This is a genomic window from Enterobacter sp. E14S (assembly GCF_055666685.1).
Genome location: NZ_JBVODQ010000004.1, coordinates 56,759 through 77,776, shown reverse-complemented (window position 1 = coordinate 77,776; position 21,018 = coordinate 56,759). Strand labels below are relative to the sequence as shown.

20 protein-coding genes and 1 pseudogene are annotated in these 21,018 nt (G+C 56.3%); 7 read left to right on the top strand and 14 right to left on the bottom strand.

Going from position 1 to position 21,018, the window contains the following annotated elements:
- Positions 1–7 precede the first annotated feature (7 nt).
- The 3 genes from speD to ACZ6J2_RS11415 form a co-directional block, all read right to left on the bottom strand.
- Complete coding sequence (gene speD, locus ACZ6J2_RS11425) at positions 8–802, bottom strand: adenosylmethionine decarboxylase (protein ID WP_032649781.1); 795 nt, start codon at positions 800–802, stop codon at positions 8–10.
- On the bottom strand, positions 803–1,672 hold the full coding sequence (gene speE / locus ACZ6J2_RS11420) for a polyamine aminopropyltransferase (RefSeq protein WP_023310424.1): 870 nt from the start codon (positions 1,670–1,672) through the stop codon (positions 803–805).
- 117 nt (positions 1,673–1,789) lie between these two features.
- Positions 1,790–2,137, bottom strand: a complete 348-nt coding sequence (locus ACZ6J2_RS11415) for a YacC family pilotin-like protein (RefSeq protein WP_014882582.1) — start codon at positions 2,135–2,137, stop codon at positions 1,790–1,792.
- Positions 2,138–2,282: 145 nt separating this feature from the next.
- Between ACZ6J2_RS11415 and cueO the strand changes: the two are divergent.
- Positions 2,283–3,850 (top strand): annotated as a pseudogene (cueO, locus tag ACZ6J2_RS11410) (multicopper oxidase CueO).
- A 136-nt stretch (positions 3,851–3,986) separates the two neighbouring features.
- Here the strand turns inward: cueO and ACZ6J2_RS11405 are convergent.
- The gene (locus ACZ6J2_RS11405; RefSeq protein WP_471725757.1) at positions 3,987–6,377 is read right to left on the bottom strand and encodes a glucose/quinate/shikimate family membrane-bound PQQ-dependent dehydrogenase; all 2,391 of its coding nucleotides are present in this window, start codon (positions 6,375–6,377) and stop codon (positions 3,987–3,989) included.
- A gap of 208 nt (positions 6,378–6,585) precedes the next feature.
- Here ACZ6J2_RS11405 and hpt point away from each other — a divergent pair, with 208 nt between their 5' ends.
- Positions 6,586–7,122 (top strand): hypoxanthine phosphoribosyltransferase, encoded by a 537-nt coding sequence (gene hpt / locus ACZ6J2_RS11400; protein WP_008501948.1) that lies wholly within the window; start codon positions 6,586–6,588, stop codon positions 7,120–7,122.
- Positions 7,123–7,183: 61 nt separating this feature from the next.
- On the opposite strand, the gene can is transcribed toward hpt, so the two are convergent.
- On the bottom strand, positions 7,184–7,846 hold the full coding sequence (gene can / locus ACZ6J2_RS11395; protein WP_008501947.1) for a carbonate dehydratase: 663 nt from the start codon (positions 7,844–7,846) through the stop codon (positions 7,184–7,186).
- 107 nt (positions 7,847–7,953) lie between these two features.
- On the opposite strand from can, the gene ACZ6J2_RS11390 reads away from it, so the two are divergent.
- From ACZ6J2_RS11390 to ACZ6J2_RS11375, 4 genes are all read left to right on the top strand, one after another.
- Positions 7,954–8,880 carry an ABC transporter ATP-binding protein gene (locus tag ACZ6J2_RS11390; RefSeq protein WP_032660633.1) on the top strand — a complete coding sequence of 309 codons (927 nt, stop codon included), beginning with the start codon at positions 7,954–7,956 and terminating at the stop codon, positions 8,878–8,880.
- On the top strand, positions 8,877–9,647 hold the full coding sequence (locus ACZ6J2_RS11385; protein ID WP_023310428.1) for an ABC transporter permease: 771 nt from the start codon (positions 8,877–8,879) through the stop codon (positions 9,645–9,647). Before ACZ6J2_RS11390 ends, ACZ6J2_RS11385 begins: the two co-directional genes overlap by 4 nt.
- A gap of 104 nt (positions 9,648–9,751) precedes the next feature.
- A complete protein-coding gene (locus tag ACZ6J2_RS11380; protein WP_471725756.1) occupies positions 9,752–10,192 on the top strand; it encodes a PTS sugar transporter subunit IIA in 441 nt (146 codons plus the stop codon).
- Between the two features lie 63 nt (positions 10,193–10,255).
- Positions 10,256–11,503: a polysaccharide deacetylase family protein gene (locus tag ACZ6J2_RS11375; protein WP_471725754.1), complete on the top strand. Its 1,248-nt coding sequence runs from the start codon at positions 10,256–10,258 to the stop codon at positions 11,501–11,503.
- Positions 11,504–11,506: 3 nt separating this feature from the next.
- On the opposite strand, the gene panD is transcribed toward ACZ6J2_RS11375, so the two are convergent.
- From panD to thpR, 9 genes are all read right to left on the bottom strand, one after another.
- Positions 11,507–11,887: an aspartate 1-decarboxylase gene (panD, locus tag ACZ6J2_RS11370; protein WP_006810068.1), complete on the bottom strand. Its 381-nt coding sequence runs from the start codon at positions 11,885–11,887 to the stop codon at positions 11,507–11,509.
- Positions 11,888–11,920: 33 nt separating this feature from the next.
- Complete coding sequence (panC, locus tag ACZ6J2_RS11365) at positions 11,921–12,772, bottom strand: pantoate--beta-alanine ligase (RefSeq protein ID WP_471725753.1); 852 nt, start codon at positions 12,770–12,772, stop codon at positions 11,921–11,923.
- A gap of 11 nt (positions 12,773–12,783) precedes the next feature.
- A complete protein-coding gene (gene panB / locus ACZ6J2_RS11360) occupies positions 12,784–13,575 on the bottom strand; it encodes a 3-methyl-2-oxobutanoate hydroxymethyltransferase (protein ID WP_471725752.1) in 792 nt (263 codons plus the stop codon).
- Positions 13,576–13,697: 122 nt separating this feature from the next.
- Complete coding sequence (gene folK, locus ACZ6J2_RS11355) at positions 13,698–14,177, bottom strand: 2-amino-4-hydroxy-6-hydroxymethyldihydropteridine diphosphokinase (RefSeq protein WP_471725751.1); 480 nt, start codon at positions 14,175–14,177, stop codon at positions 13,698–13,700.
- On the bottom strand, positions 14,174–15,571 hold the full coding sequence (pcnB, locus tag ACZ6J2_RS11350) for a polynucleotide adenylyltransferase PcnB (RefSeq protein WP_072162357.1): 1,398 nt from the start codon (positions 15,569–15,571) through the stop codon (positions 14,174–14,176). Before pcnB ends, folK begins: the two co-directional genes overlap by 4 nt.
- Positions 15,572–15,613: 42 nt before the next feature.
- Positions 15,614–16,504, bottom strand: coding sequence for a tRNA glutamyl-Q(34) synthetase GluQRS (gluQRS, locus tag ACZ6J2_RS11345; RefSeq protein ID WP_471725750.1), 891 nt, complete (start codon positions 16,502–16,504; stop codon positions 15,614–15,616).
- A gap of 59 nt (positions 16,505–16,563) precedes the next feature.
- On the bottom strand, positions 16,564–17,019 hold the full coding sequence (gene dksA / locus ACZ6J2_RS11340) for an RNA polymerase-binding protein DksA (protein WP_001155232.1): 456 nt from the start codon (positions 17,017–17,019) through the stop codon (positions 16,564–16,566).
- A gap of 175 nt (positions 17,020–17,194) precedes the next feature.
- Positions 17,195–17,899 carry a DNA/RNA nuclease SfsA gene (sfsA, locus tag ACZ6J2_RS11335; protein WP_045401080.1) on the bottom strand — a complete coding sequence of 235 codons (705 nt, stop codon included), beginning with the start codon at positions 17,897–17,899 and terminating at the stop codon, positions 17,195–17,197.
- On the bottom strand, positions 17,889–18,443 hold the full coding sequence (gene thpR / locus ACZ6J2_RS11330) for an RNA 2',3'-cyclic phosphodiesterase (RefSeq protein ID WP_471725749.1): 555 nt from the start codon (positions 18,441–18,443) through the stop codon (positions 17,889–17,891). Before thpR ends, sfsA begins: the two co-directional genes overlap by 11 nt.
- Before the next feature lie 73 nt (positions 18,444–18,516).
- Between thpR and hrpB the strand changes: the two genes are divergently transcribed.
- Entirely contained in the window at positions 18,517–20,946 is a 2,430-nt protein-coding gene (gene hrpB / locus ACZ6J2_RS11325) for an ATP-dependent helicase HrpB (RefSeq protein WP_471725748.1), read from the top strand.
- Positions 20,947–21,018: the final 72 nt, after the last annotated feature.

The window sequence follows — 21,018 nt, the reverse complement described above, 5'->3', positions numbered from 1 at the left end:
CTTGCTTTTACACGGCCGGAATATTGCGGCCGTAGTAAATCTCGCGCATCTCTTTCCAGAGCAGGTCAGTAATCGCCTTACGCTCTTCTTCGCTCAAATCTTCCGGCTTCGTGTGGAACATGTAGTGCTTAAGGTCAAATTCCTTAAGTAACATCTTGGTATGGAAGATATTTTCCTGATACACGTTCACGTCCATCATATCGTACAGCGATTTCATGTCCTCGGACATAAAGTTCTGGATGGAGTTGATCTCATGGTCGATGAAATGCTTCATGCCGTTGATATCGCGGGTAAAACCACGCACGCGATAATCAATGGTGACGATGTCCGATTCCAGCTGGTGGATTAAATAGTTCAGCGCGTTCAGCGGGGAAATCACGCCGCAGGTCGATACTTCAATATCGGCGCGGAACGTGCACAGCCCGCCTTCCGGGTGACTCTCCGGGTAGGTGTGCACGCAGATATGGCTTTTATCCAGGTGGGCCACGACCACTTCCGGCAGCGGGCCCGGATGTTCAGTTTTGTCGATAAGCTTCGGGTCGACCGGCTCTTCGCTGACCAGAATGGTCACGCTGGCGCCCTGAGGTTCATAATCCTGTCGGGCGATGTTCAGGATGTTTGCGCCGATAATGGAACAGGTTTCTGACAGGATCTCGGTCAGACGGTTGGCGTTGTAGAGTTCGTCGATATAGGCGATGTAACCATCGCGTTCTTCCGCTGTTTTGGCATAGCAGATATCGTAAATACAAAAACTCAGGCTTTTCGTCAGGTTGTTAAAGCCATGCAGTTTAAGCTTTTTCAATTAGCTCACCCCCTTAGTGGATAATGCGTCTTGCAGGTACTGCGGCAGCGCAAACGCTGCGGTATGAATAGCCGGATTGTAGTATCGGCACTGAAGACCGGCCTGATGGAAGCGGGCCTGAATAATTTCGGTGGAGAGATGGCGTAATACGTCGTTATCCGTCGCCCAGGCAAAGGTCATGATCCCGCCGTAGTACGTCGGAATGGCCGCCTGATAGAAGCTGACGTCATCGAAATAGGTGCTCAGCTTACGATGGCTATCGAGCGCTTCATCCTGCTGCAGGAAGCAGACGCCATTTTGTGCGACGAAGATCCCGCCCGGGTTCAGGCAGCGCTTGCAGCCTTCGTAGAAGGAGGAGGTAAACAGCGACGCGCCGGGGCCGATTGGGTCGGTGCAGTCGGAGATAATGACGTCAAAGGTCTGCGAGGTCTGGTTAACAAAGTTAACGCCGTCGTCAATCACCAGGCTAAAGCGCGGATCGTCATAGCTACCGGCATTGTGGTTGGGCAGATACTGGCGACAGAAAGAGACGACGCCCGCATCGATTTCCACCATGGTGATGGTTTCAATGGAACGATGGCGGGACACTTCACGCAGCATTGCGCCGTCGCCGCCGCCGATAATCAGGACATGCTTCGCGTGTCCGTGCGCCAGCAGCGGAACGTGGGTCATCATTTCGTGATAGATAAACTCGTCGCGCTCGGTCGTTTGCACGACGCCGTCCAGCGCCATCACGCGGCCAAAGGCGGCGTTTTCGAAGATGATGAGATCCTGGTGATCGGTTTTCTCATGATAGAGCACGTTATCAACGGCAAAGTACTGACCAAACTGGTCATGCAGTGTTTCATGCCACAACGTGTGGTCGGCCATACGCGGACTCCTCCTTTGTTAACATCCGTTACGCTCACAAAAAAATGAGCGAAACATGATAGCTAACTATAACCGTGGTTGCACGGCTATAGGTTCAACAGGGGGGCGTCGGGAAGGTTATTTGACGTAGGCGAGCAGGCTGAGTGAGTCGCGAGCCAGCGCTTTACATTTTTTGGCAGTGGGAATACCAATACCGCTCAAGTCACGGTAGCTGTCTTCGCCGAGCGCCTTCATGTCGAAGCTGTCGTAGTTGCTGAGATCCCACTGGTTTTGCTGGGCAAAAAAGACCAGCGCGCGGCGAATCTGCCCGTTGGGTAAATTCTGGTAGCCACAATCATTTTTCAGGAATACAAAAACCGCCGTTAAATCGGCCATATCTTCCGCTTCATTTTCACTTAGCGCATAGCTGTTCGCACACATTGCCATCAGGCTTCCGAACAAAATTGTCCTGAAAAACGTCTTCATTGCTTCTACCACTTCTTCACGGAAAATTAACGTTAGCATACTTGATGCCGGTGCGACGATCTTTATTATTGCCGCTTGACTTGACCTTCCGGTAAGGGGAGGGTTTATGCTCAAAAGATCGCCTGCTGGAAATAAGGAAATGAACATGCAACGTCGTGATTTTTTAAAATATTCCGCTGTGCTGGGGGCTGCCAGCGCATTACCACTCTGGAGCCGCGCGTTTTTGCGGCCGACAGGCCTGTCTTACCCATCCCTGACTTAGTGACCGCTGACGCCCGCAGCCGTATCCAGCTTGTGGTTCAGGCCGGTAAAACGACGTTCGGCGAGCACCACGCCACGACGTGGGGTTATAACGGCAATTTGCTCGGTCCGGCGCTTCAGCTACGTAAAGGGAAAACGGTGACGGTGGATATCCACAACACGCTCGCCGAAGAGACGACGCTGCACTGGCACGGGCTGGAAGTGCCGGGCGAGGTGGACGGTGGGCCGCAGGGCATCATCAAAGCGGGCGGTACGCGCAGCGTCACCTTTACGCCCGATCAGCGCGCGGCGACCTGCTGGTTCCATCCGCATCAGCATGGCAAAACGGGCCATCAGGTGGCGATGGGGCTGGCGGGGCTGGTGCTGATTGAAGACGACGAAAGCCGCCTGCTGCGCCTGCCGAAGCAGTGGGGCATCGACGACGTACCGGTGATTGTGCAGGACAAGAAATTCAACGCTGACGGGCAAATAGACTACCAGCTGGACGTGATGAGCGCGGCGGTAGGCTGGTTTGGCGACACGTTGCTGACCAACGGCGCCATTTACCCTCAGCACGCCGCGCCGAAAGGCTGGCTGCGCCTGCGCCTGCTCAACGGCTGTAACGCGCGCTCGCTCAATTTCGCCGCCAGCGATAAACGTCCGCTGTACGTGGTAGCCAGCGACGGCGGGCTGCTGCCGGAGCCGGTGAAGGTGAGCGAGCTGCCGATGCTCATGGGCGAACGCTTTGAGGTGCTGGTGGATATCAGCGACGGCAAGCCGTTTGACCTCGTAACCCTGCCGGTGAGCCAGATGGGGATGGCGGTCGCACCGTTTGATAAGCCGCATCCGGTGCTGCGTATTCAGCCGCTGCTGGTGGCCGCTTCCGGCACGCTGCCTGATACGTTAACCACCCTGCCAGCCCTCCCGTCGCTGGATGGGCTTACGCAGCGCAAGCTGCAGCTCTCCATGAACCCGATGCTCGATATGATGGGCATGCAGGCGCTGATGGCGAAATATGGCGATAAGGCGATGGCGGGGATGCAGCACGGCCAGATGATGGGCCACATGAATATGGACCACGGCAAAATGGGCGGCATGGGGAATATGAATCACGGCGACCACGGCTTTGATTTCCACAACGCCAACATGATCAACGGCAAAGCGTTCGACATGAACACGCCGATGTTTGCTGCGACAAAGGGTCAGCTTGAGCGCTGGGTGATTTCAGGCGAAGGGGACATGATGCTGCACCCGTTCCATATCCACGGCACCCAGTTCCGCATTCTCACAGAGAACGGTAAAGCGCCGGATGCGCATCGCGCGGGCTGGAAAGATACGGTGAGAGTGGAGGGCGGCGTCAGCGAGGTGCTGGTGAAGTTTGACCATGAGGCGCCGAAAGAGTTTGCCTATATGGCGCACTGCCACCTGCTGGAGCATGAAGATACGGGGATGATGCTGGGGTTCACTATTTGAAACAGTGCGGCCTGATGCCCTCACCCTAGCCCTCTCCCACGGGGAGAGGGAACAAACACAAAAACGGCAACCGAGGTTGCCGTTTTTCATCTTTCCGTAGGCCGGGTAAGGCGTAGCCGCCACCCGGCTTTTTCAGTTACTTGTTTTCGTCAGGCAACGCATACGCGACGATATAGTCGCCCATCTTGGTGCCAAACGAACCGTGACCACCCGCTGAGATGACAACGTACTGCTTGCCATTCACTTCATAGGTCATCGGCGTGGCCTGTCCACCCGCCGGCAGACGGCCCTGCCACAGTTTTTCACCGTTGGTCATGTTGTACGCGCGCAGGTAGTTATCTGCGGTTGCCGCGATGAACAGCACGTTACCGGCGGTAGAAATTGGGCCACCCAGCATTGGCATACCCATATTGAACGGCACCGGAACAGGCATCGGGAACGGCATGCTGTCCTGTGGCGTACCAATACGTTTTTTCCATACGATCTGGTTAGTTTTCAGATCCAGACCGGAGATATAACCCCAGGCAGGCTGTTTACACGGCAGACCAAACGGCGACAGGAACGGGTTCAGCGTTACGCCAAACGGCACGCCGTACTGCGGCTGAATGCCGGCTTCGGTACCGCTGCCTTTCGCGTCTTTCGGCTGCTCCATTGGGTTGCCCGGACCGCGTGGGATCAAGCGGGAAACGAACGGTAGCGCCATCGGGTTGGCAATCGCCACCTGACGGTTAGGGTCAACGGAGATCCCGCCCCACTCGAACATCCCCAGGTTACCCGGGAAGACCAGCGTGCCCTGCTCAGATGGCGGCGTGAAGATGCCTTCATAGCGCAGCTGGTGGAACATCACGCGGCACACCAGCTGGTCAAACATGGTGGCACCCCACATGTCCGCACCGCTGAGGTCTTTCTTCGGACGGAAGCTCAGGTCAGAGAACGGCTGGGTTTTGCTGACGTAATCGCCTTTCGCCGCGCCCTGCGGAACCGGTTTTTCCGGTGCAGGCACAACCAGCTTGCCGTTGCTGCGATCCAGCACGAAGATGTTGCCCGTCTTGGCCGGAGCGTAAATCACCGGAACGGTTTTGCCATCAACGGTAATGTCCGCCAGCGTCGGCTGGGACGGCATATCCATATCCCACAGATCGTGGTGAACGGTCTGGTAGCTCCACGCCAGCTTGCCGGTGGTCGCGTTCAGCGCCACGATAGCACTCGCGTAACGCTCCTGCTCCGGCGTGCGGTTACCGCCCCAGATATCTGGCGTGGTCACACCCATTGGCAGATAGACCAGGTCCAGCTTCGCGTCATACGCCGCCGGTGCCCAGGAGTTTGGCGAGTTAAAGGTAAAGGTGTGCTCGTCCGACGGGATCGCGTTTGGATCTTTCGCGCCCGGGTCGAAGGCCCACAGCAGTTTACCGGTGTTCACGTCGAAACCACGGATAACGCCGGAGGTTTCACGCGTGGAGAAGTTATCCGTTACCGAACCGGCAATCACGATGGTTTTATCGGTGATGATTGGCGGCGAGGTGGGTTCATACAGACCCGGCGTGGTGTCCGGCATGTTGGTCTGCAGGTTCAGGATACCTTTGTTGGCAAAGGTTTCGCACAGCTTGCCCGTTTCGGCATTGATGGCGAACAGACGGCCATCGTTCACCGGCAGCATAATGCGGCGAGGACAGTCAGCAATAACTTCCGGGCTCGCATTATCGGCGCGCGCTTCGTGGTAAGAGACGCCACGGCAGGTGACGTGCTGGAAGGACGGGTTGGAATTCAGCTGCGGATCAAAGTGCCATTTCTCTTTACCGGTGGCCGCGTCGAGCGCGAACAGACGCTGGTGCGCCGTACACAGGTAGAGCATATTGCCGACTTTAATCGGCGTGACTTCGTTGGTCAGTTCACCCGGATCGTTCGGCATCTTCAGGTCGCCGGTACGGAATACCCAGGCTTCCTTCAGGTTTTTAACGTTGTCCGCGTTGATCTGCTTCAGCGGGGAGTAACGTTGACCTTCCTGGTTACGACCATACGCTGGCCAGTCGCCGTCAGCGACCTGCGAGATAGCCGCAGCAGGCGTGGATTCTGCGTTCAGCGTACCGTTGATCTCCTGTGGGTCATTAAAGCCGGCCCAGGTCAGAATGCCGCCGGTAATCAGCAGGGCAACAACCAGGCCCGCCACCGCACCGCTGGACGGCACAATCAGGCGACGCCAGACGAACGGCAGGATCAGCCAGATACCGAAGAAGACCAGGATGTCGCTGCGCGGCGTCAGTGCCCAGAAGTCGAACCCGACTTCCCAGACGCCCCAGATCATGGTGGCAAGAAGGAGGGCGGCATACAGCCACAGTGCAGATTGTTTTCTACGCAACAGCAGGACGGTTACGCCAACCATAACCAGACCCGCAATCGGGTAGTACCAGGAGCCGCCTAAAGCGACCAGCCAGACGCCACCGATTAACAGATACAGCGCGCAGAAGGCTGCGAATGCGGCTGTTAATGTCACCAGTAGACGCGGCTGTTTAGAGTTTGTTTCAGCCATAGAAAGTGTACTCGTCAGTTTTTGTTAATAATTTGCTAGCAACTAATTATAGGTATTAACAAGTGTGATCGGAATCACAATATTTGCTTTTTATAACTCATACGCCAGGCTTATCCATTTGCTGATATAATGGCTGGCTTGCGTATCAGTGCTGGATATTAACTCATCCGTATTGAGAGATTTTCACTAAAATCATTTGGTTAGTAATATGAAACATACTGTTGAAGTGATGATCCCGGAAGCCGAGATCAAAGCGCGTATCGCCGAACTGGGTCGTCAAATCACCGAACATTACAAGGACAGCGGCAGCGAAATGGTGCTGGTCGGTCTGTTGCGCGGCTCTTTCATGTTCATGGCAGACCTGTGCCGTGAAGTGCATGTGCCCCATGAGGTCGATTTTATGACCGCCTCCAGCTACGGCAGCGGCATGTCCACTACCCGTGATGTGAAAATCCTGAAAGATCTGGATGAAGATATTCGTGGCAAAGATGTGTTGATCGTTGAGGACATCATCGACTCCGGCAACACGCTGTCAAAAGTGCGCGAGATCCTGAGCCTGCGTGAACCAAAATCTCTGGCGATTTGTACGCTGCTGGATAAACCTGACCGTCGTGAAGTGCAGGTGCCGGTAGAGTTCGTGGGCTTCTCGATTCCTGACGAATTCGTCGTCGGTTACGGCATTGACTACGCGCAGCGCTATCGTCATCTGCCGTATGTGGGGAAAGTGGTACTGCTGGACGAGTAATCGAGGGCTGATGTCCTCACCCCGGCCCTCTCCCACAGGGAGAGGGAGAACATCCCCGGCTTTATTTATGATTTACATGCTTAAGCTGAAGGTTGGCAATCCCCGAACGGTAACGCTGCTCCAGCGTTTCGCGGTTGGTGGCGGTCACTTCCAGATTGCGCAGCAGGCCATCGTGAATCCCGTACGCCCAGCCGTGGATAGAGACCTTCTGCCCGCGTTTCCACGCTGATTGCATGATCGTTGAGTGACCCAGGTTATACACCTGCTCCATCACGTTGAGTTCGCAAAGGGTATCCATGCGACGCTCCTGCGGCATTTCGCCCAGCAGTGAGCTATGTTTGAACCAGATATCGCGGATGTGCAGTAGCCAGTTATCAATGAGCCCCAGTTCCGTGTTTTCAACCGCCGCCTGCACGCCGCCGCAGCCATAATGGCCGCAAATGATGATGTGCTCGACTTGCAGAACGTCCACGGCATACTGAACAACAGAAAGACAGTTGAGATCGGTGTGAATCACGAGATTGGCGACATTGCGGTGAACAAACAGTTCGCCGGGTTCAAGGCCGGTCAGGCGCTCCGCCGGTACGCGGCTGTCGGAACATCCAATCCAGAGAAAGCGTGGGTTCTGAGCCTGCGCGAGTTTTCCAAAAAATCCGGGGTCTTCCTCCACCAGCATTTTTGACCATAGTGCATTGTTGCTGATGAGTGTATCTATGTTGTTCATGGAGGTTAGCGACCTGTAACCGAGTTATTGCGTTGCGCTACTATAGGGTAACCCGACTTTTAATGAAACCACACAACGTGTGTAAGAACTGAAGGTAAGTTAATTTCATGGCAATTGCACTGGAGCTTGAGCAGCTTAAAAAAACCTATCCGGGTGGCGTTCAGGCGCTACGCGGAATAGATCTGAAAGTAGAGGCCGGCGATTTTTACGCGCTTCTGGGGCCGAACGGGGCCGGGAAATCGACCACCATTGGGATTATCAGCTCGCTGGTCAATAAAACGTCCGGCCGGGTGAGCGTGTTTGGGTACGACCTGCAAAAAGACGTGGTGAACGCCAAGCGCCAGCTGGGGCTGGTTCCGCAGGAGTTCAACTTCAACCCGTTCGAGACGGTGCAGCAAATTGTCGTTAACCAGGCGGGCTATTACGGCGTTGAGCGTAAAGAGGCTCTCGAGCGTAGCGAAAAATACCTTAAGCAGCTCGATCTGTGGGAAAAGCGTAACGAACGCGCGCGCATGTTGTCCGGCGGGATGAAGCGCCGCCTGATGATCGCCCGTGCGCTGATGCACGAGCCAAAGCTGCTGATCCTCGATGAACCGACAGCGGGTGTTGATATCGAACTTCGTCGCTCCATGTGGGGCTTCCTGAAAGATCTCAACGACAAAGGCACCACCATTATTCTGACCACCCACTACCTTGAAGAGGCTGAAATGCTGTGCCGCAATATCGGCATCATTCAGAACGGCGAGCTGGTGGAGAACACCTCGATGAAGAATCTGCTCTCCAAGCTGAAATCCGAAACCTTCATTCTCGATCTGGCGGCGAAAAGCGCGCTGCCAAAACTTGAAGGTTACAACTATCGTCTGGTAGATACCTCGACGCTGGAAGTGGAAGTGCTGCGCGAGCAGGGGATTAACAGCGTGTTCTCACAGCTGAGCGCGCAGGGGATTCAGGTTTTAAGTATGCGTAACAAAGCGAACCGACTGGAAGAGCTGTTTGTCTCTCTGGTACATGACAAACAAGGAGACAAGGCATGACGCATCTTTACTGGGTCGCGCTGAAAAGTATCTGGGCGAAAGAGATCAACCGCTTTATGCGTATCTGGGTGCAAACCCTGGTACCGCCGGTCATCACGATGACGCTCTATTTCATCATCTTCGGTAACCTTATTGGTTCCCGGATTGGTGAGATGCACGGCTTTACCTATATGCAGTTTATCGTGCCGGGCCTGATCATGATGGCGGTGATCACCAATGCCTACGCCAACGTGGCGTCGTCGTTTTTCAGCGCCAAGTTCCAGCGCAATATTGAAGAGCTGCTGGTCGCGCCGGTGCCGACGCACGTTATTATCGCGGGCTACGTGGGCGGCGGCGTGGCGCGCGGGCTGTGCGTGGGGATCCTGGTCACGGCGATTTCGCTGTTCTTCGTGCCGTTCCAGGTCCACTCGTGGCTGTTTGTCGCGCTGACGCTGCTCCTGACGGCGATCCTCTTCTCGCTGGCCGGTCTGCTGAACGCCGTGTTCGCCAAAACGTTTGACGATATCAGCCTGATCCCGACCTTCGTGCTGACGCCGCTGACCTATCTCGGCGGGGTGTTCTACTCCCTGACGCTGCTGCCACCGTTCTGGCAGGCGCTGTCGCACCTGAACCCGATTGTCTACATGATCAGCGGGTTCCGCTTTGGCTTCCTCGGTATCACCGATGTGCCGCTGTTTACCACGGTGGCGGTGCTGGTGGTGTTTATCATCGCCTTCTACCTGCTCTGCTGGTCGCTGATCCAGCGCGGACGCGGGCTGCGCAGCTAATCTTTTGCCCGGTGACGTTCTGTTTGCCGGGCACTTTCTTTGACAGTTATCACCGTAAGCTAACCTTCACTCCGCTAAACTACTTGCCTGCTAAGGAGGGAGTTATGCTGGGATGGGTTATCACCTGCCACGATGAACAGGCGCAGGAAATGCTGGATAAGCTTGAAGCCAGATTTGGCCCGCTGGTGCAATGCCGGGCGGTAAACTACTGGCGCGGGTTGAGCACCAACATGCTGAGCCGCATGATGTGCGATGCCCTGCATGAAACGGACACCGGTGATGGCGTGATTTTTCTTACCGATAAATCGGGCGCGGCGCCTTACCGGGCCGCGGCGTTACTGAGCCACAAGCATGATAACTGTGAAGTGATCTCCGGTATCAGCCTGCCTTTACTCGAAACCGTGTATCCGCTTCGTGCCTCGTTAAGCAGCGCCGAGTTTCGTCACGCCATCGTGGCAGAGGGGCTGCCGGAAGTGAGCAGCCTGTGGCACCAGCAGCAGAAGAACCCGCCTTTCGTTCTGCTTCACGATCTGTATAAGCATTAAACATTGGTATTGATGTCGCTTTTGCTACAATGGCGACTGATTTCCTGTGTCGATTAATATCCTATGTTCATGCGCGTTATCTTTCTCCTTTTGCTGCTGGTTTCCGGCGGGGCGTCTGCCAGCCTGATAAGTCAGCAAGGGCTTCCTGCTCAATATATGCAAACCACTGAGGATGCGGCCATCTGGGCCCAGGTGGGGAATGAGGTGGTTAACGTAGGCAATATCCGCGCCGGGCAGATCCTCGCGGTTTTTCCCGCTGCGGCGGATTATTATGAATTTCGCTTCGGATTCGGCACGGGGTTTATCGATAAAGATCACCTTGAGAAAGTGCAGGGCAAACAGCGCGTTGAGGACAGCCTGGGCGATCTGAACAAGCCGCTCAGTAACCAGAACCTCATCACCTGGAAAGATACGCCCGTCTATAACGCGCCCAGCAGCGGAAGTGCGCCTTTTGGCACCCTTAGCGCCAACCTGCGTTATCCCATTCTGAATAAACTGAAGGACCGTCTGAATCAGACCTGGTTCCAGATCCGCATCGGCAATCGTCTGGCGTGGATCAGCAGCCTGGACGCGCAGGAAGATAACGGCCTTCCGGTTCTGACCTACCACCATATTTTGCGTGATGAAGAAAACACGCGCTTTCGACATACGTCCACGACCACCAGCGTACGTGCGTTCAACAACCAGATGGCCTGGCTACGCGATCAGGGCTATACCACCCTGACGATGTACCAGCTTGAAGGGTACGTGCGTAACAAAATGAACCTGCCTGCAAAATCGGTGGTGATTACCTTTGACGATGGCCTGAAATCCGTTAGCCGCTATGCCTATCCTGTGCTGAAAGAGTACGGCTTCAAGGCTACCGCGTTTATTATCTCTTCCCGCATAAAAGGCCATCCGCAGAAGTGGGACCCGAAATCGCTGCAGTTTATGAGCGTGCAGGAGATTAAGGGGATTCAGGATGTGTTCGATATTCAGTCCCACACCCACTTCCTGCACCGCGTGGATGGGTATAAGCACCCGATTTTACTGAGCCGCAGCTATCACGTGATTTTGTTTGATTTTGAACGCTCGCGTCGCGCGCTGGCGCAGTTTAATCCACGCGTGCTCTATCTTTCCTATCCGTTTGGCGGCTACGACAATAAAGCGATAAAGGCGGCGAACGACGCCGGTTTTCATCTTGCGGTGACGACGGTGAAAGGGAAGGTGAAGCCGGGGGATAATCCGTTCTTACTGAAACGCCTGTACATCTTAAGAACGGATTCGCTGGAGACCATGTCGCGGCTGATCAGCAATCAGCCGCAGGGATAGTGCTTATGCAACCTGAACCGGAATCGCCTTCGCGGTACGTTTCATGTCGTTGTCGCCTTCAAAGTAGGCCACTTTCGGCTGCCAGCGGCGTGCTTCTTCATCAGACATCATCACGAAGCTGGCGATAATCACAATATCGCCCACGTCCGCGCAGTGCGCTGCCGCGCCGTTAACGGAGATGATTTTAGACCCGCGCTCGGCGGCGATGGCGTAGGTTGAGAAACGTTTGCCGTTGTTAACGTTCCAGATATCAATCGCTTCGTTTTCAAGGATGCCCGCAGCATCAAGGAAATCCTGGTCGATAGCGCAGGAGCCTTCATAGTGCAGGTCGGCTTGGGTGACTTTCACACGGTGAAGCTTACCTTGCAGCATTTTGCGAATCATTACATTTACCTTTCATCTTCCGGGTAGAGAAACCTACGCCAGTTCAACCACTTTGTTGTCGATTAGGCGGGCCTGACCGAGCCATGCCGCCACCAGAATGACCGCACGTTTGCTGGTCTGTGTAAGCTCCAGAAGCGTATCGGCATCGCGAATTTGAATATCATCAGCGCGGAAGCCTTTATCGTTCAGCGCCTGTTCAGCCAGAGCAATAATCTCTTCGGCCATTAACTCTTTCGCCAGCAGCTGTTCTGCCATGGTGTTCATGACCTTGCTTAAGCCCGGCGCGATTTTACGCTGGTCCGCGGTCAGGTAGCCATTTCGCGAGCTGAGCGCCAGACCGTCTTTCGCGCGTACAATGGGTACGCCGACAATCTCGATATCGTAGCCCATATCCGCAACCATCTTGCGGATCAGCGCCAGCTGCTGGAAATCTTTCTCACCGAAGCAGGCAACGTCCGGCTGCACCAGGTTGAACAGCTTGCTGACGATGGTCGATACGCCGCGGAAATGACCCGGGCGGCTTGCGCCTTCCAGCATGGTGGAAATGCCTGGTACGTCAACGTAAGTGGCCTCATCGGTACCCTGAGGATAGACATCCGCCGGTGCCGGAGAGAAGACAATATCCGCATGGCGTTTTTTGAGCTTCTCGCAATCTTCCTGCAGGGTGCGCGGATAGCGTGCCAGATCGTCGGCGCGGTCAAACTGCATTGGGTTAACGAAGATACTGACCACCACGATATCTGCACGGGCTCTTGCTTCGTCAACCAGCTTCATATGGCCGTCATGCAGGTTGCCCATGGTTGGGACCAGTGCGATACGTTTACCTTCCTGACGCGCGCGACGGATATGCTGGCGCAGCAGCGGCAGGGTTTCAATGATTAGCACAACGAGACTCCTTAATGGAAACTGTGTTCTTCACCCGGGTAAACACCGGATTCAACGTCGGCAATATACTGCCTGACCGCAGCGCGCATGTCGCCCGCTTCGGTGAGGAAATTTTTGGCAAACTTCGGAATATGCCCGCCGGTGATGCCAAAGGCGTCGTGCATCACCAGGATCTGACCGTCGGTCACGTTGCCTGCGCCAATACCAATCACCGGAATCGACAGGGCTTCAGTAATACGATTCGCCAGCTCAACCGGCACGCACTCCAGCACCAGCAGCTGGGCGCCTGCGGCTTCCAGCGCCAGGGCATCATCAAACAGCGTCTGGGCGGCGTCACCGCGGCCCTGCACCTTATATCCACCAAAGATGTTGACGGACTGCGGCGTCAGGCCCAAATGGCCGCACACCGGCACGGCGCGCTCGGTGAGCATCTTCACCGTATCCACCAGCCAGGCGCCGCCTTCAATTTTGACCATGTTAGCGCCAGCACGCATGACCGCTGCCGCGTTTTCGAATGCCTGCTCCGGCGTGGCATAGGCCATAAACGGCAGATCGGAAAGCAGCAGGCAGGCTGGAGCCCCGCGGCGCACCGCACGCGTGTGGTAAGCGATATCCTCAACCGTGACCGGCAGTGTGGAATCATGTCCTTGTACCGTCATCCCTAACGAATCTCCGACCAGCATGACGTTGATACCCTCTTCGGCAAAGAGTTTGGCGAAGCTGTAGTCATACGCGGTGATGGTGGCGAAGCGTTTTTTTTCCTGTTTGCATTTCTGCAGTAAGGAGATGGTGGTTGGTTTCATACTGTTTCCTGATAGCCCAAAAGCGAATCTTTGCGCATTCTAACAGTAACATTCGAGGGAACAATGATTTTAGGCAACCGATTAGCCACAATTATTTTAAGGCTAATCAGCAGGGGACCGGATCACCAGCGGGCGGGTCTTTCCGCGTTGAGGCCGTCCAGAATGGACTTGAGCGAGATGCCGTCAGGGAAGATGAGATCGGGGGCGACTTCAAACAGCGGCCAGAGCATAAACCCGCGATTTTTCATGTCGTAATGCGGAACGGTGAGACGTTCAGTGCTAATGGTCTCGTGACCAAACAGCATAATGTCGAGGTCCAGCGTGCGCGGTCCCCAGCGCTCGGCTTTGCGTACGCGGCCCTGCTGCAGTTCGATGCGCTGGGTGTTATCGAGCAGCGTTTCGGCATCAAGGGCGGTTTCCAGCACCACGGCGGCATTGAGATAATCAGGCTGATCCTGCGGCCCCAGCGGCGGGGTACGGTAGAAAGAGGAGACCGCCACGATCTTGCTTTGCGGGATCTCCCCCAGCGCCTGTACGGCAGCGTTCACCTGCTCCAGCGGAGAGGCTAAATTGCTGCCAATGGCGATATACGCAAGGGTCATGCTGTCCCTTCACGACGCGGCGCGCGTTTGCGCGGACGACGATGGCGGCGACGCGGTTCCGGCTCTTCATCCAGCCCGGTGAGCATATCTTTTTGCTCCGGCGGGGCGGAGACCTGGAATTCGGCCCACCACTGCGCCAGGCGCTGCAGCTCCTGGTTGCGTTCAATTTCAGCACGCAGCGACAGCAGATCGAAGGCGGCGCGGAATTTTGGATGCTCCATCAGCTTCCAGGCGCGTTTGCCCTGACGACGGGACATGCGCAGCTGAAGCTGCCAGATATCGCGCACCAGCGTGGTAATACGTTTTGGAATAGCGAGCGTACGGCACCCTTCGTCCAGCACGTCGTTTGCGGCCAGCGCGAAGGCATCATAGTAGGCAAGCCCGCTCTCCTGGGTAATTCGCTGGGCCGTTTCGAGCAGCGGATACCAGAACATCGCCGCAAACAGGAACGCCGGATTGACGCGCATGTCGTTGCGAATACGGGTATCGGTATTTTTCAGCACCTGCGCAATCATCCGCTCCATTGGGCTGTCACCGCTTTCGGTGAAGTAGCGGGTAATGGTCGGGAACAGGGGCTGGAAAAGGTTGTATTCGCGCAGCAGATTGTAGGTTTCAAAGCCGTGGCCGGCCTGCAGCAGCTTCAGCGCCTCTTCAAACAGGCGGGCAGGCGGCACGTCGTTAATCAGCGTCGCCAGGCGCGGAATCGGCTCTGCCGTTTCCGGGCTGATGCGCATATTAAGCTTGGCGGCGAAACGCACGGCGCGCAGCATACGCACGGGATCTTCGCGATAGCGCGTTTCCGGCGTGCCGATCAGACGGATCAGACCTTCTTTCAGGTCCTGCATGCCGCCGACGTAATCGCGCACGGTGAAATCCGCCACGCTGTAATAAAGGCTGTTGATGGTGAAGTCGCGACGCTGGGCATCTTCTTCGATAGAGCCGAAGATATTATCACGCAGCAGCATGCCGTTCTGGCCGCGCTGTGACGTGGTGCGATCGGATGCGCCCGCTTCGTGGTGGCCGCGGAAGGTCGCCACTTCGATAATTTCCGGCCCAAACATCACGTGAGCCAGACGGAAACGGCGGCCAACGAGACGGCAGTTGCGGAATAATTTGCGCACCTGCTCAGGCGTGGCGCTGGTCGTCACGTCGAAATCTTTTGGTTTTTTGCCCAGCAGTAAATCACGTACTCCACCGCCCACGAGATAGGCCTCGTAGCCCGCTTTATTCAGACGATAGAGCACCTTGAGGGCATTTTCACTGATATCTTTGCGGGAAATAGTGTGCTGCTCACGCGGAATAACCGACATGTGTGGCTGTGCAATAGCATCGTTCGCCATGCTCTCTTCGCGGCTTAGCACTTTACGGCAAAAATTAGCGACTCGGGTAAAAATGGTACACCTCGTAGTGTGTTTTGTTATGAAAAAAGCGGCTAATCATAGCTCAGCGCAACGCATTTGAGAATGCTGGATTTTTGGCACTGCCGCGAGCGTCCAGTTGGCAACGGCCATTTTCAGCAGTTCGTCAATTCGCAGATCCTGCCATTCGTTGGTTACATTCTGGTTGAGAAATCGCAGCGCGTCGATCAAAACAGGACGCGGATCGCCGTCTGGCAGGGCCGGGGCGTGGTTCTGCTTTGACAATTTAAAGCCCTGCGCATTGACCGCCAGCGGCAGATGAATGTAGTCCGGGGCCGTCCAGCCAAACTGGTGATAGAGCGATATTTGTCGCACGGTCGGTTCGACCAGATCCGCCCCGCGCACAATTTCCGTCACGCCCTGGAAACGATCGTCGACGACCACCGCCAGGTTATAGGCAAACAGGCCGTCACGGCGGTGAATAATAAAATCCTCACGCGCCAGACGTTCATCGGCATGAATCTCACCGGAGAGGAGATCGGTAAAGCGCGTCACCGGGGCACGCTGCTTTATACGTACGGCGGCATTTTCCGGGGGAAGATTAAGCGTACGGCAGTGGCCGTCATAGACGCCACCCACGCTCTGGATACGCGCGCGGGTGCAGGTGCAGTTATAGGAAAGCCCCCGATCGCGAAGCCAGGCCAGACGTTCACGATAAGCCTCGTGACGTTTTGACTGCCAGAGCACCTCGTCATCCCAGTAAAGACCGTAATGTTCCAGCTGACGCAGAATCGTCTCTGCAGCACCGGGAACTTCACGCGGGGGGTCTATATCTTCAATGCGGACAAGCCATTTTCCCAGGCGGGCGCGAGCCTGCAGGTAGCTGCCGAGCGCGGCAATTAATGAGCCGAAGTGTAATTCACCGGAAGGAGATGGCGCGAAGCGCCCAATATAGTGTGATTCAGACATATCAACAGTAACAAGGCGGGAGAGACTCCCGCCTTTGGAGTGTGTAAACAGCGCTGGTATTAACCGGCCATCTGTTTTTCGCGGATTTCGGCCAGCGTTTTACAGTCGATGCACAGATCGGCGGTTGGACGCGCTTCCAGGCGACGAATGCCAATTTCAACACCGCAGGATTCGCAGTAGCCAAAATCTTCGTCTTCGACTTTTTTCAGCGTTTTCTCGATCTTTTTGATCAGTTTGCGTTCGCGGTCACGGTTACGCAGTTCGAGGCTGAACTCTTCTTCCTGAGCGGCACGGTCTACCGGATCCGGGAAGTTAGCAGCTTCATCCTGCATATGAGTAACGGTGCGATCGACTTCATCCCTGAGTTGATTACGCCATGCTTCAAGAATACGCTTGAAGTGCGACAGCTGGGCTTCGTTCATATACTCTTCGCCCGGCTTCTCTTGATACGGCTCCACCCCAGCGATGGCGAGAATACTCAGGGACGATGTTTTACGGTTTTGCCCTTCTTGCATGTTGCTTCTCCTTAACACGCACTATCGATCCCCGTGTTGGGGGAAAAATCAGGTCGCTATAAATAGCAGATGCTTTTCCGTATGGCAATTATCTAAACGTAACACTTGACAAGCCTGTGAGGAAAAGCGTATTTGCGCACGCGGCCAGAACACTTATTCGTCAATGTCTAATCCCTTATAAGACAATGGGAAGAGACGATCTCAGAGTCATATTATCGGCAGAAAGTTCCGCTTTATAAGCGAAAACCTCTACCCCCTGCTTTTGTGCCTCATTCAACAATTGCGCGTATTTAGGATCAATATGGCGGGCAGGTGAGAAACGTTCAATGGCTGAATGCAACACCGCAAACAGCAATACGGCGCGTTTGCCCGCCGCCGCAACACTCATTAGCTCTCGCAGATGCTTCTGGCCACGTAGCGTTACCGCATCCGGGAAGTAGCCATTTTCCTGTTCCGCTAACGTCACTGATTTTACTTCAATATAGCACTCGGGCCTGTCTTCCGCCTGTAACATGAAGTCAATTCTGCTGCCTTCATCGCCATATTTCACTTCACTTTTATGCGTGCCATATCCCACCAGTTCGGGAATGGTGCCAAGGGTCAGCGCTTCCTTAACCAGCTGATTTGCGCGCTGGGTATTGACGCAAATAAATGCCCCGTTTTGGGTTTCGGTCACTTCCCAGGTATGGGCATATTTGCGTTTACTATTTTCTGATGTGGAATACCAGACTCTGTCACCCGGCGTCGCGCACCCCGTCATGGCGCCGGTATTGGGGCAGTGCAGGGTGAGCTGAACCCCTTCGGGGGTAATCACGTCGGCGAGGAAGCGTTTGTAGCGCTGGATAAGCGTAGCGTGCTGCAGGGGAGGACTAAACTTCATCAGAATTCCTTTCGGTGTTGCCCAGCGTCCAGCGCTGTAGCGGCGTATAGCGGGTGCGTCCCTGTGCAAAGACGGATTCGTAAAGCGCGAATGCGTTGACCGGAAAGGCCCAGTGAAAACCCGGCGGCGGGATGGCAACGGCCTGACCGGCATCGCGCAGCAGCGTGATATGTGGATGAAACGGCTGTGGGCTCTGATAACAGCCGCTGCGCGCCGCCTGGGCGCGCAGCATATTCGCCAGCTGTAACAATCCGCGCGGCGGCTGGCGCGTTCCCAGCCAGACCACGCGCGAACGCAGCCACTGGCCCGCGTCGTCGAGGTGCAGCGTAAATTCCGGCTGGGCAATACGCCCGGCCATCGCGGCTAACGCCCGCTGTTTTTCGGCACTGACGTCGCCCAAAAAGGCCAGCGTCAGGTGCAGGTTGGCCGCCGCGACAGGGCGGCCCGCTTCCGGCGGAAAGCAATCAGCGCGCCAGCGAACAATTTGACGCTGTATTGTGGCGGGCAATTCAATGGCAAAGAACAGCCGTTTCGACTCAGGCATACGGAGGACTCGGTAATGATATGCGCCGATGCTACAATGTACGCCGACTAATGTTAACCCTCTGGAGCTGTTAGTGTCCTCATTGCCGGTCGCCGTCATTCTTCCTGAGCTTCTCGCTGCCTTACACTATGCCCCGCAGGTTTTGCTGAATGCCCCTACGGGCGCGGGCAAGTCCACCTGGCTGCCGCTGCAGATTCTGAAAGACGGAAACATCCGCGGGAAAATTATCCTGCTGGAGCCGCGCAGGCTGGCCGCGCGCAACGTGGCGCAGCGTCTGGCGGAACTGCTGAATGAAAAACCGGGCGAAACGGTAGGTTACAGGATGCGTGCCGAGACCTGCGTTGGCCCGACCACGCGTCTTGAAGTGGTCACCGAGGGTATTCTCACCCGCATGCTGCAAAACGATCCTGAGCTGACCGGCGTCGGGCTGGTGATCCTCGATGAATTCCACGAGCGCAGCCTGCAGGCGGATCTGGCCCTCGCGCTGTTGCTGGACGTGCAGCAGGGGCTACGCGACGATCTCCGGCTGCTTATTATGTCGGCTACGCTGGACAACGAGCGGCTACGACAGGCATTACCCGGTGCGCCGGTCATCAGCTCAGAGGGGCGGGCGTTTCCGGTTGAACGCCGCTATCAGCCGATTCCCTCCCATCAGCGTTTTGACGAGGCCGTCGCCATTGCCACGGCTGAGCTGCTGCGCCAGGAAGCCGGTTCCCTGCTGCTGTTTTTGCCGGGCGTGGGCGAAATTCAGCGCGTGCAGGAGCAGCTTTCTACCCGCGTAGGCGGCGACGTGCTGCTTTGCCCGCTCTACGGCGCGTTGTCGCTGCAGGATCAGCGTAAAGCCATCCTTCCGGCCCCGGCGGGGCAGCGCAAGGTGGTGCTGGCAACCAACATTGCTGAAACCAGTTTGACCATTGAAGGGATTCGCCTGGTGGTGGATAGCGCGCAGGAGAGAGTGGCAAGCTTTGATCCGCGTACCGGGCTGACTAAACTCCTGACGCAGCGCATCAGCCAGGCGTCGATGGTGCAGCGCGCGGGCCGTGCGGGGCGTCTTGAGCCGGGCATCTGCCTGCATTTGACCAGCGCGGAGCAGGCTGAACGCGCTGCACAGCAAAGCACGCCGGAAATTTTACAAAGCGATTTGTCTGGTCTGGTGATGGATCTGCTCCAGTGGGGCTGCCCGAACCCTGAGCAGCTCACCTGGCTTAATCCTCCTCCTGCCGTAAACCTCACCGCTGCGCGCACGTTGCTGACGCAGCTTGGCGCGCTGGAAGGCGAGCGCCTGACGGCGCGCGGCCAGAAAATGGCGGCGCTGGGCAACGATCCGCGTCTGGCCGCGATGCTGGTGGCCGCGCAAAGGGATGATGAAATTGCCACGGCGGCAAAACTGGCGGCTATTCTTGAGGAGCCGCCTCGCGGTGGCAGCAGCGATCTGGGGCAGGCGTTTTCGCGCAGCCAGGGGAACTGGCAGCAGCGGGCGCAGCAGCTGAGTAAACGCCTGAATAGCCGGGGAGGAGCGCCTGACAGCGATAAGATTGCCTTCCTGCTGGCCCAGGCCTTCCCGGACAGGATTGCGCGTCGGCGCGGGCTGGACGGTCGCTACCAGCTGGCAAACGGCATGGGGGCGATGCTGGACAGCGATGATGCGCTGACGCGCCACGAATGGCTGATCGCCCCGCTGTTGCTGCAGGGCAGCCATTCTCCGGATGCGCGTATCCTGCAGGCGATAGCCGTAGAGATTGACGCCCTGACGCGTGCCTGTCCGCAGCTGCTTCAGCAATCTGATACCGTGGAATGGGATGACGCCCAGGGCACGCTGAAGGCCTTTCGTCGCAGTCAGATTGGCAAGTTGACGCTTGGGACGAAGCCGCTGGCGAAGCCGTCGGAAGACGAGCTTCATCAGGCGATGCTGAACGGTATTCGGGAAAAAGGGCTGAGCGCCCTGAACTGGACGCCGGAAGCGGAGCAGTACCGCATTCGTCTGCACTGCGCCGCGAAGTGGCTACCGGAATATAGTTGGCCTGCGGTGGATGACGAGACGCTGCTCGCTACGCTTGAGCGCTGGCTACTGCCGCAAATGAGCGGCGTACACTCTCTGCGAGCCCTTAAGGCGCTTGATGTTAAGACCGCGTTACAGAATTTACTGGACTGGTCATTACGTCAACGTCTGGATAGTGAACTGCCAGGGCATTACACTGTGCCGACCGGAAGCCGGATTGCCATCCGTTATCATGAGGATAATCCGCCGGCGCTGGCGGTTCGGATACAGGAGATGTTTGGTGAAGCCACCACGCCGTCCATTGCGGAAGGGCGTGTGCCGTTAGTGCTTGAACTGCTGTCGCCTGCGCATCGTCCATTACAAATCACCAGAGATTTGGGGGCGTTCTGGGCGGGAAGCTACCGTGAAGTGCAGAAAGAGATGAAGGGGCGATATCCCAAACATGTCTGGCCGGACGATCCGGCGAATACGGCGCCGACGCGGCGAACGAAGAAATATTCGTAAAAGGGGAGTGCGGCCTGATGCCCTCACCCCGGCCCTCTCCCACGGGGAGAGGGAGAAAACAAATTTTGAGAG